Source organism: Lapillicoccus sp. (assembly GCF_046595215.1).
GTDB lineage: Bacteria > Actinomycetota > Actinomycetes > Actinomycetales > Dermatophilaceae > Lapillicoccus.
In genome coordinates this window covers 1-9870 of sequence record NZ_JBKJPP010000170.1, presented here as the reverse complement: position 1 = coordinate 9870, position 9870 = coordinate 1, and the positions used below count along the sequence as shown (strand labels likewise).

Here is a 9870-nt window from a genome sequence, read left to right as displayed (position 1 = left end):
CTCGACGACTCCGGGCCAGTGCGCCGCGGCCTGGGCGCGGCATACCTCGGGGTCGTTCCAGGCAGGGATGTGGGTGAGCATGAGCCGCTGCACTCCCCCGGCCGCGACCGCAGCGCGCGCGCACTGCGCACCGGTCATATGGATGCCCGGGGCGGTGTCGCGGCCCTCGACGAACGCCGAGTCGGCCAGGACGAGCGCGGCGCCGGTCATGAGCGGCGTCAGCGCGTCGCAGGTGTCCGTGTCCCCCGTGTAGGCGAGCACCACCCCGTCGGCCTCGACGCGCACGCCGTAGGCCTCGATCGGGTGGTTCACGGCATACGGGGTGATCGTGAACGGACCGACCACGATCGGCCGGCCGTCGACGAGGTCCCGGTAGTCGAACTCCGCGTCCATGGCGTGGGGGTCGGCCAGGCCGTAGGCCTCACTCATCCGCCTGCCTGTCCCCGTCGGTCCGTAGACCGGCAGCGGCCGAGACGCCCCCTCCGGGTGGTAGCGCTGTACGACGTAGAGCCCGCACAGGTCGATGCAGTGGTCGGGGTGCAGGTGGCTGAGCACGACGGCGTCCAGGTCGCGCGGGTCCAGGTGGCGTTGCAGCGACCCCAGGGCGCCGGCGCCGATGTCGAGCGCAAGGTTCCAGGTGCGCCCCTCGTGCTTGGCGCGCACGAGATAGCTCGAGGCCGGGGAGTCGGGCCCGGCGAAGGAACCGGAGCACCCGACAACGGTCACCCTCACGACGCCCCGGCCCGGTTGCCGAAGACGGTCTCGACCTCGGGCCCCAGGAACCGCCGGGCCAGCCGCCGGAACTCGCCCGCGTCACCGGTCGTCGAGAACGCGAGGCTCGGTGGCGCCAAGTCGTCCGGGCGGAGCAGGTCGCCGTCGGCGAGGACCCGGTAGACGTCCTTGGCGGTCTCCTCGGCGGACGAGACCAGCGTGACCTCGTCCCCCATGACGTAGGAGATGACCCCCGTCAGGAGCGGGTAGTGGGTGCAGCCGAGGACGAGCGTGTCCACACCAGCGTCGGCAACCGGCTCGAGGTACTCCCGCGCCACGGCGATGAGCTCCGTGCCGCCCGTGACGCCCGCCTCGACGAACTCGACGAACCGCGGGCAGGGCTGGCTGATGACCTCGATCTGCGGGGCCGCCGCGAAAGCGTCGAGATAGGCCTTGGACGTGTGCGTGCCAAGCGTCGAGATCACCCCGACCCGACCGGTGCGCGTCGCCGACGCCGCCCGACGGACCGCCGGTCGGATCACCTCGACGACCGGCACGTCGTAGCGCTCCCGGGCGTCGTGGATCACGGCGGCGCTCGCCGTGTTGCAGGCGATGACGAGGATCTTCACCCCGTGGTCGACGAGCCGGTCGAGACACTCGAGCGCGAACCGGCGGGTCTCGGCGATCGGACGCGGGCCGTAGGGCGCGCGCGCCGTGTCGCCGAAGTAGACAAGCGACTCGTGGGGCAGCTGGTCGAGGACCGCGCGGGCGACGGTGAGCCCACCGTAGCCCGAGTCGAAGATCCCGATGGGAGCGTCTGCCACCCCAGAAGGATAGGGACGGCAGCCCGCCACCACGGCACGCGGGGCACGTCGCCTCGGTCACACTCACCGGACGGCCCGGCCTGGGTCACCTCCGGGTGCGGGCCACCCTCGGCAGGACCTCGTCGACGAATGCGCGGTGGGACCGGACCTCGTCGGCGTCGCCCTCGTGGTGGGTCGAGAAGCGGATCGCGAGCAGGGCGGTCTCCTGGAGCCACCACTCGAGGTCGAAGAGCTCGACCATGTCCGCGTCGAGATCCGCGGAGCCACCCATGCCGACATAGGCGGACAGCGGTTCGGCGCCGTCGGCATCGCGCAACAGGGTGCGCAGGTCTCGCTCCCGGGGGGCGACGCGCAGGGACTCCCAGTCGACGAGCACCGGTCCACCGAGCCGCCAGAGCACGTTCGCGGTGTGCGGTTCGCCGTGGGTGAGGACCCACCGATCTCGTCGGCGCAGGGCGTGCTCGACCAGGACATCGAACCGCGACAGCAGTCCCACCAGATGGGTCCGGCTGTCGCGCAACGCGATCCGCACGGACTCACCGAAGGGGCCCGAGTCCCACGGCGCGCCGTCGACCGTCTCCAGCAGCTCGGCCAGCTGACGGCTACCGGGCAGGTCTGCCCGCCACTCGCGCACGCCAGGGGGCCGGGGTGCAGCGTGCAGGGTGCCGAGCTCACGGGCGATCAGGGCGCGCTGGTTGTCGTCGGCATACTCGCCGGGCCCGGACTCTCCCTCGAGGTATGCCGTCAGCGTCAGCAGGTGCCGCCCGTGGCGGACCCCGGTCGACCCGTCCACGGCCGGGATGGTCGCGACAACGAAGTGCAGGCCCGACCCGGCGAGGTGCCTCGCCGCGGCATACGCGTCCTCCAGCTCTGACTGCCGCCCGGGTGCGGAGACGTCGTCCGCCGTGGCGAGCCAGCGCGGTCGGCGTGCGGCGCCGCAGACCCAGTGGGAGGCTCGGGCCCCCCGCGGCAGGTGCACCGTGGTGAGCGCCTTGACGCCCCAGTTTCGCTGCACGAGGCGCAGGACGTCCGGTGCGGTGAGGTCATCCGGTTCGACGAGCATCTGTGTGGTCCTATCCGAAGATCCCTCGCCCCATGAGGGCCGAGGTGAGCGACTCCTGGAGCCAGGTGAGGAAGTCGTAGTAGGACACGGCGTAGATGGCCGGGTCGTCCTCGTCGAGCCCGGCGAGACGTCCCTCGAGGGCTGCGGCGTCCTCGTCGGTGCGCAGGCCGAGCCGCTCGCCGAGCAGGAGGCGGGTGTCCGTGAGCGCGATCACCGTCGCCTCGGCCTCGGCCCGGGTCAGCTCGAGGCGCTCGCCCGTGGCCCGGCGCAACGCCGTCACGGCGGTGGCGAGGTTGGTGGCCTTGCGGTCGCGCAGGTCGTGCTCGGTCAGCCGCCGGAACTCCGCCGCGATCTGGTCGTCCCCGCGGTGGGCCGTCGGCAGCAGCCGGTCGAGGGCCGGGTCGCGGTGCTCGGGCTCGTCGGGGGTCTCGAGCACCCCGTCCTGCGCGCCCATCGACTCCCCGAGCCCGGCGACGAGGTCCTCGAAGGGGTCACCCGTCGACACCCGCTCGGGCGGGGCGAGGAGGTGGCGCGTCTGGTCCATCAGGCCCGCGACGACGCTGCGCTCCATCTCGTCCATCCTCGCGACATAGAGCTCGCCCTTGCGCTTGAAGGCCCGCGCCACGCCTAGTCGTCCTTCTCGAAGGTCGCCCACAGCCCGTATCCCTGCAGGGCCTCGGCGTCGCGCTCCATCGCCTCGCGGGGACCGTTCGCGACGACCGCCTTACCCTTGGTGTGCACGTCCATCATCAGCTTCTCGGCCTTGGGCAGGGGGTAGTTGTAGTAGGACTGGAAGACGTAGGTGACATAGGACATGAGGTTGACCGGGTCGTTCCAGACCAGCGTGATCCACGGGGTGTCCGCCTCGACGAGCTCGTCGGTCAGCTCGGAGGTCGAGGTGCGCTGTTCCTCAACGGGGGCAATGGACACGGCCCCACCATAGGCTGTCCGGCGTGACGAGCACCGCCCTGCTGACGGACCACTACGAGCTGACGATGCTGCAGGCGAGCCTGCGCAGCGGGGCGGCACACCGGCGCTGCGTCTTCGAGGCGTTCGCCCGTCGGCTGCCGGACGGGCGCCGTTACGGCGTGCTCGCCGGCACGGGCCGCTTCCTCGACGCCCTCGGGCAGTTCCGATTCGGTGATCCGGAGGTCGAGGCGCTGCGCCGCACCGGGGTCGTCGACGAGGCCACGTGCGACTGGCTCGCGGGCTACCGCTTCACCGGCGACGTCAGCGGGTATGCCGAGGGCGAGTGCTACTTCCCCGGCTCACCGGTGCTCGTGGTCGAGTCGACCTTCGCCGAGGGCGTCGTCCTCGAGACGCTCATCCTGTCGATCTTCAACCACGACACCGCGATCGCGTCCGCTGCCTCGCGCATGACCGTCTCCGCCGGTGAGCGGCCCTGCATCGAGATGGGGTCCCGGCGCACGCACGAGGTGGCCGCAGTGGCCGCCGCCCGCGCGGCATACATCGCGGGGTTCGCGGCGACGAGCAACCTCGAGGCCGGGCGCCGCTACGGCGTGCCCACCGCAGGCACCGCCTCCCACGCCTTCACGCTCGTGCACGACGACGAGCGGCAGGCCTTCCAGGCGCAGGTCGACAGCCTCGGCGCGGGCACGACCCTGCTCGTGGACACCTACGACGTCCCGACCGGGGTCCTGACCGCGGTCGAGGTCGCCGGTCCGGGGCTGGGGGCCGTCCGGCTCGACTCGGGCGACCTGCTCAGCCAGGCCCGCGACGTGCGGGCCCAGCTCGACGACCTCGGCGCGACCGGGACAAAGATCATCGTCACCTCCGACCTCGACGAGTTCGCCATCGCCGGCCTGGCTGCGGGGCCGGTGGACGGCTACGGCGTCGGCACCGAGCTGGTCACCGGATCGGGCGCCCCGACGGCGAGCATGGTCTACAAGCTCGTCGCCCGGACCACCGAGGACGGCGTGATGGAGCCGGTCGAGAAGAGGAGCAAGGACAAGAGGTCGGTGGGCGGGCGCAAGTGGGCCCTACGACGGATGAACGTCCGGGGCGTCGCCGAGGCCGAGGTCATCGGCGTCGGTGACCTGCCGCGGAATGACGGCAACGACCGACCCCTGATGACCGAGCTCGTGCGCGGCGGCGAGGTCGTCGGACCCCAGGACATCCACGAGGCCCGTGCGCGCCATGCGGCCGCCCTGGCCGAGCTGCCCCGGGCGGCGCTGCGGCTGCAGCGCGGAGAGGCGGCGATCCCGACGCTCTACGAGCCCGAGCCCGAGCGATGACGTTGACGCCGACGGGGAGACGCCCCGAAGTCGATGGCCCGATCTGTCGATTCCGGTCGCGGCCGTTCGTGGAGAGAATGTCAAGCAACCACCGATCGAGGAGTGATCATCCGCATGGCTGAATACCTGGTGCTCATCTACGAGAACGAGAACGACTACAAGAACGCCGGCCCCAACGTCTACACCGAGGTGATGGAGGCGCACGGCCGGTTCAGCGAGAAGTACGGCGCCGAACTCAAGGGCGGCAACGCCCTCCATCACGCCGACACGGCGACGACGATCCGTGGCGACGTCGTCACGGACGGCCCGTTCGTGGAGAGCAAGGAGATCCTCGGCGGCTACTACGTCATCGAGGCCGCCGACCTCGACCACGCGCTGGAGATCGCCAAGGCCGTGCCGGCACGGTTCGGTGGCGTCGAGGTCCGCCCGGTCATGGTCTTCGACGGGAGCTGACCGCTGCCGTGGCCCCGGTCAGCGACGAGGTCGCCCGCGCCCTGGCCGAGGCGCACCGGCGCGAGTGGGCGAGGGTGCTCGCCGCGACGGTGCGCGTCGCGGGTGGTCTGGACCTCGCTGAGGAGTGCACACAGGACGCCTACCTGCGGGCGCTCGAGACCTGGCAGCGGGACGGCGTCCCCCCGAATCCCGGGGCCTGGCTGACCACGACGGCCCGCCACCGGGCCGTCGACCACCACCGCCGGGCCGCCGCGCTGCGCGGCAAGCTGCCCCTGCTCGTCGAGCTCGAGGCTGACGTCCCCGCCCCGTGCCACGGCGTTGCCGAGGAGATCGCCGACGACCGGCTGCGGCTCGTCTTCACCTGTTGTCACCCGGCGCTCGCGCGGGAGGCCCAGGTGGCGCTGACGCTGCGCCTCGTCTGCGGCCTCACGACGCAGGAGATCGCGCACGCGTTCCTCGTCAGCGAGGCGACGATGGCCGCGAGGGTCACCCGGGCGAAGAAGAAGATCGCGGGAGCACGCATCCCCTACCGCGTCCCCGTCGGGCACGAGCTCGCCGAGCGACTCGATGCCGTCCTCACCGTCCTGCACCTCGTCTTCACGAGCGGTCACACCGCGCCGACGGGGGAGGCGCTCCTTCGCCCCGACCTCACCGCTCGGGCGATGGAGCTCACCCGCACCCTCCTCGACCTCATGCCCGACGAGGGGGAGCTGCGCGGGCTGCTCGCGCTGATGGTCCTGTCCGGCGCCCGGGCCTCGACCCGGGTCGACGAGACCGGCGCCCTCGTCCCGCTCGAGGACCAGGACCGCAGCACGTGGGACCGGGGCCGCATCGCGGAGGGAGGTCTGCTCGTCCGGGATGCGCTGCGCGCCGGCCGGCCGAGGCGATTCGTCCTGCAGGCAGCCATCGCCGCGCTCCATGCCGGGGCAGCGTCGGTGGCGCAGACCGACTGGCGTGGGGTCGTCACGCTCTACGACCTGCTGCTGCTGGCCTGGCCCTCGCCGGTAGTCGGGCTCAACCGCGCCATCGCCGTGGGCTTTCGGGACGGGCCCACGGCCGGGCTGAGGTCTCTGAATGATCTCGACGAGATCGCGCTGTCGCGATATCACTACCTCCCGGCAGCCAGGGCCGACCTCCTGCGACGTCTCGGACGGCGCGCGGAGGCGGCCGCGGCATACCGGGCCGCACTGGAGCTGGTCGACAACGAGCGGGAGCGGGCCTTCCTCGAGCTGCGGCTCGCGGCCCTTGACGTGCCCGGCCCGTCCGAGCCTCCTCCCAGCGAGAGGCCATAGGGTCCGCCTCGATCACGTCCGCGCCCAGGAGGTTTGCCATGTTGTCGCTCGTGCCCACCGATGACTCGATCTGGACCAGCATGTTCGCGTTCCAGATCCCGCCGACGGAGAAGGTCATCCGGACGATCGGCGTCTACCTGGCCATCGCCCTCGTCATCCGCCTTTTCGGCAAACGGACCCTCGCCCAGATGAACTCCTTCGACCTCGTCGTCGTCCTGCTGCTGTCCAACGTCGTCCAGAACGCCATCATCGGTCCGGACAACTCACTCATCGGGGGCCTGCTCGGTGCCGTCGTGCTCGTGGTGTTCAACGCGGTGGTCGACCGCATCGCCTTCCTCGGTCCGCGCACCGAGCGGATCTTCGAGGGGTCACCGACCGTGCTCGTGCGGGACGGCACGATCGACGAGCAGGCCGTGCGCCGGGTGGGCCTGCGTGACCACGAGCTCAGCACGGCGCTGCACAAGCAGGGCGCCGACGGACCGGGGGAGGTGCGCCTGGCGGAGCTCCAGCCCGGAGGCACCTTCAACGTCGAGCTGCAGCGGGAGTACCAGGCCGCGAGCACCGGGGAGCTGCGCGAGGCCGTGACGGAGCTGCGGCGCCACCTGGACGAGCGGCTCACCGAGCTCGAGTCGCGCCTGGCTGCCCCGGGCAGCTGACCTGCTGACCTGCTGACCTGCTGGGTAGCGTGGGTGTCATGACCGAGCGCCGTGCCCTCATCATCGTCGACGTCCAGAACGACTTCTGCGAGGGCGGGTCCCTCGCCGTCGGAGGGGGCGCCGACGTCGCTCGGAGGATCGACGACCACGTCCGGGACCACGGCGATGACTACTCGACGCTCGTCGTCACCGCCGACTGGCACGACGACCCGGGCGCACACTTCTCGGACCACCCCGACTACGTCGACAGCTGGCCCGCGCACTGTCGGATCGGCACCGGCGGCGGCGACTTCCACCCCGCCGTCGAGCAGGCGGTGGCGCAGGCGGACGCCATCTTCCGCAAGGGCCGCCACACCGCCGCCTACAGCGGTTTCGAGGGGTATGCCGGACGGTCCGGCACGCAGGTCGGTCTGGCGGAGTGGTTGCGGGAGAACGAGATCGAGGTCGTCGACGTCGTCGGCATCGCCACGGACCACTGTGTGCGAGCGACGGCCCTCGACGCCGTGCGGGAGGGATTCGCGACGCGGGTGATCCTTGACCTCACTGCGGGAGTGGCCCGGGAGACCACGGACCGGGCGCTGCGTGAGCTGAGGGGTGCTGGGGTCGTCCTGGTGGGCGAGCCCGTGGTGGCGACCTGAGCGGCCCGGATCAGCCGGTGACGGTGATGGGTGCGCCCTTGGAGACGAGCCTCCAGTCAGGCCTGGAGAAGACGGAGGCGTCGATGGTCTTGTTCGCCGACACCCAGTCGATGATCAGCTGGCGGATCTCGACCTGGGCGTTGTAGACGACCGGAGCCGTCGTCACCCCCGGGAAGCCACCGCCGCCGGACTGGCGGTAGTTGTTGATGGCGATGACGAAGGTGGCGTTCTGGTCGATCGGGGACGCGGCATACCTGAGGTTGCGGATCCGCGAGCCCGGCGCCTCGGCGATGTCGATGTCATAGGTCAGCGGGGCATCCAGCCCGCCCATGATGTCGTAGTTGTAGTCGGGGGTGCCGTTGGGCGCGGTCGGGGTGACCGCGTTCGTCACGACGGCTGGCGCGAACGGTCCGGTGCCCGTGATCTGCTTGAAGTACTCCGCCGACTTCTCGAGGTAGGCCTTGACCTGCGCGCCGGAGAAGGTGATCCCGATCAGCGTGTTGTCGAAGATGTAAAGACCGGCCACGTCGCGCACCGTAACGTCGCCCGCCGGGATCGCCGCCGCGGCGTTGAACGGGGCCGCGATCGACAGGATCGGGGTGGCGGCGTTGGCCGTCCCGGCCAGGGCCTTGCGGACGGCGCCGCCCTGGACGTAGTTGATGAAGTCCATCGCCGCGGTGTCCTCGTAGCGCGAGGTAGCCGCAGACATGGCCTGGGTGGAGGTGCCGACGACGCCGTTGACGTAGGTGAGGACCTTCTGGTGGGCCGGGCGGATCAGCGCCGCGATCTCGGGATCCTCAGGGGCGGTGTTGGAGTTGAGCAGCGCGGCGCTCGAGGCCTTGTCGTTGACGACCCAGGACCCCTTGACCTTCGTCAGCCTGAGGTCCATGACGGTCACCCGCATGCCCCAGTAGAGGGGCTCGGAGATGAGCACCTGCTTGCCGGTCGTGAGGTTCGCGACCTGGCGCTGCGGGATCTCCTTGTGCGCGTGCCCGACGAGGATCGCGTCGATGCCCGGGACCTGCTGCGCCAGGAGGGTGCTCGCGTTCTCGGGGTAGGGCAGCGCGTCGCCGTAGGAGGACGACGTGTCGGCTCCGGAGTGGCACGAGACGATGATGACGTCGGCGCCGGCCCGCTTGAGCCGGGGCACGAACACCTTGGCCTGCTCGACGATCCCCGGGAACCTGGCCTTGCCCTCGACGTTGGCCCTGTCCCAGATCGCCACGCCTGGGGTGACCAGGCCGAGGATGCCGACCCTGATCGGCTTCTGACCGTGCACCTTGACGGTCTTGATGACATACGGCCGGAAGATCGGCACGCCCGTGCGCCAGTCGACCGTGTTGGCGCTGAGCAGCGGGTGGTTGCACTGGCGCTCAAACGTCCGCAGCGTGTCCAGGCCGTAGTTGAACTCGTGGTTGCCCAGCGCGGCGGCGTCGTAGCCGACAGCGTTCATGGCGGCGGCCATCGGGTGGATGACGCGGCCCCCGATCGGCTCGATCCTGGCGTAGTAGTAGGCCAGCGGTGTGCCCTGGATCGTGTCGCCGGCGTCGAGCGTGAGGCAGTTCTCGGCGCCCCGCTCCGCACGCATGGCCTTGATCAGCGTCGCGGCCTTGGCGATGCCGATGTCGTTGTGGGCCCTGTCGTCGTATTCCGCGTTCGTGTAATAGTTCCAGTTGTAGACGTTGCCGTGCAGGTCGGTCGTGCCGAGGACCGTGAGGGTGTAGTCCTTGCTGCCGTCGTGCTCGTGCTCGTCCTCGCGGCCGCTGGCGCTCGCCGGGCGGGCGGAGACGACGCCGAGGACGCCGGCGCCTCCGACGGTCGCCATGGCCAGCAGCTGTCGCCGAGTCGTTTCGGTCTGGATGAGCTGGTGCGTCATGTCTCTCCCACGGTCGATTCGCGGACACCGGGATCGCCGGCTCCTCGAGGTACGGACCCTGCCGACCCTATCCGGCCCCGCCCCGACCCGCCCCCCGGCCAC

At 70.9% G+C, this 9870-nt stretch carries 11 protein-coding genes; 5 read left to right on the top strand and 6 right to left on the bottom strand.

What is annotated here, in order from left to right; all coding sequences use genetic code 11:
* From ACLL9L_RS14940 to clpS, 5 genes are all read right to left on the bottom strand, one after another.
* Positions 1–732: MBL fold metallo-hydrolase (locus ACLL9L_RS14940; protein WP_411285452.1), on the bottom strand; the 732-nt coding region annotated here is incomplete at its 3' end.
* Positions 729–1535, bottom strand: coding sequence for a glutamate racemase (gene murI, locus ACLL9L_RS14935; protein ID WP_411285451.1), 807 nt, complete (start codon positions 1533–1535; stop codon positions 729–731). The genes ACLL9L_RS14940 and murI, both read right to left, overlap by 4 nt.
* A gap of 85 nt (positions 1536–1620) precedes the next feature.
* Positions 1621–2598 carry a phosphotransferase gene (locus ACLL9L_RS14930; RefSeq protein ID WP_411285450.1) on the bottom strand — a complete coding sequence of 326 codons (978 nt, stop codon included), beginning with the start codon at positions 2596–2598 and terminating at the stop codon, positions 1621–1623.
* 10 nt (positions 2599–2608) lie between these two features.
* Positions 2609–3223: a DUF2017 domain-containing protein gene (locus ACLL9L_RS14925; RefSeq protein ID WP_411285449.1), complete on the bottom strand. Its 615-nt coding sequence runs from the start codon at positions 3221–3223 to the stop codon at positions 2609–2611.
* A gap of 2 nt (positions 3224–3225) precedes the next feature.
* Positions 3226–3528 (bottom strand): ATP-dependent Clp protease adapter ClpS, encoded by a 303-nt coding sequence (clpS, locus tag ACLL9L_RS14920; RefSeq protein WP_411285448.1) that lies wholly within the window; start codon positions 3526–3528, stop codon positions 3226–3228.
* A 23-nt stretch (positions 3529–3551) separates the two neighbouring features.
* Between clpS and ACLL9L_RS14915 the strand changes: the two genes are divergently transcribed.
* From ACLL9L_RS14915 to ACLL9L_RS14895, 5 genes are all read left to right on the top strand, one after another.
* On the top strand, positions 3552–4853 hold the full coding sequence (locus ACLL9L_RS14915) for a nicotinate phosphoribosyltransferase (protein ID WP_411285447.1): 1302 nt from the start codon (positions 3552–3554) through the stop codon (positions 4851–4853).
* Positions 4854–4967: 114 nt separating this feature from the next.
* Positions 4968–5306, top strand: a complete 339-nt coding sequence (locus ACLL9L_RS14910; protein ID WP_411285446.1) for a YciI family protein — start codon at positions 4968–4970, stop codon at positions 5304–5306.
* Between the two features lie 8 nt (positions 5307–5314).
* Positions 5315–6598 (top strand): RNA polymerase sigma factor, encoded by a 1284-nt coding sequence (locus ACLL9L_RS14905; RefSeq protein ID WP_411285445.1) that lies wholly within the window; start codon positions 5315–5317, stop codon positions 6596–6598.
* Positions 6599–6636: 38 nt separating this feature from the next.
* Complete coding sequence (locus ACLL9L_RS14900; protein ID WP_411285444.1) at positions 6637–7254, top strand: DUF421 domain-containing protein; 618 nt, start codon at positions 6637–6639, stop codon at positions 7252–7254.
* Between the two features lie 38 nt (positions 7255–7292).
* Positions 7293–7892, top strand: coding sequence for an isochorismatase family protein (locus ACLL9L_RS14895; RefSeq protein WP_411285443.1), 600 nt, complete (start codon positions 7293–7295; stop codon positions 7890–7892).
* 10 nt (positions 7893–7902) lie between these two features.
* Here the strand turns inward: ACLL9L_RS14895 and ACLL9L_RS14890 are convergent, their stop codons facing one another.
* A complete protein-coding gene (locus tag ACLL9L_RS14890; RefSeq protein WP_411285442.1) occupies positions 7903–9768 on the bottom strand; it encodes a bifunctional metallophosphatase/5'-nucleotidase in 1866 nt (621 codons plus the stop codon).
* Positions 9769–9870: the final 102 nt, after the last annotated feature.

Coding starts and splice junctions, on each gene's coding strand:
- ACLL9L_RS14890 (WP_411285442.1), bottom strand. CDS start 9,768: ATGACGCACCAGCTCATCCAGACCGAAACGACTCGGCGACAGCTGCTG.
- ACLL9L_RS14910 (WP_411285446.1), top strand. CDS start 4,968: ATGGCTGAATACCTGGTGCTCATCTACGAGAACGAGAACGACTACAAG.
- ACLL9L_RS14900 (WP_411285444.1), top strand. CDS start 6,637: ATGTTGTCGCTCGTGCCCACCGATGACTCGATCTGGACCAGCATGTTC.
- ACLL9L_RS14895 (WP_411285443.1), top strand. CDS start 7,293: ATGACCGAGCGCCGTGCCCTCATCATCGTCGACGTCCAGAACGACTTC.
- ACLL9L_RS14930 (WP_411285450.1), bottom strand. CDS start 2,598: ATGCTCGTCGAACCGGATGACCTCACCGCACCGGACGTCCTGCGCCTC.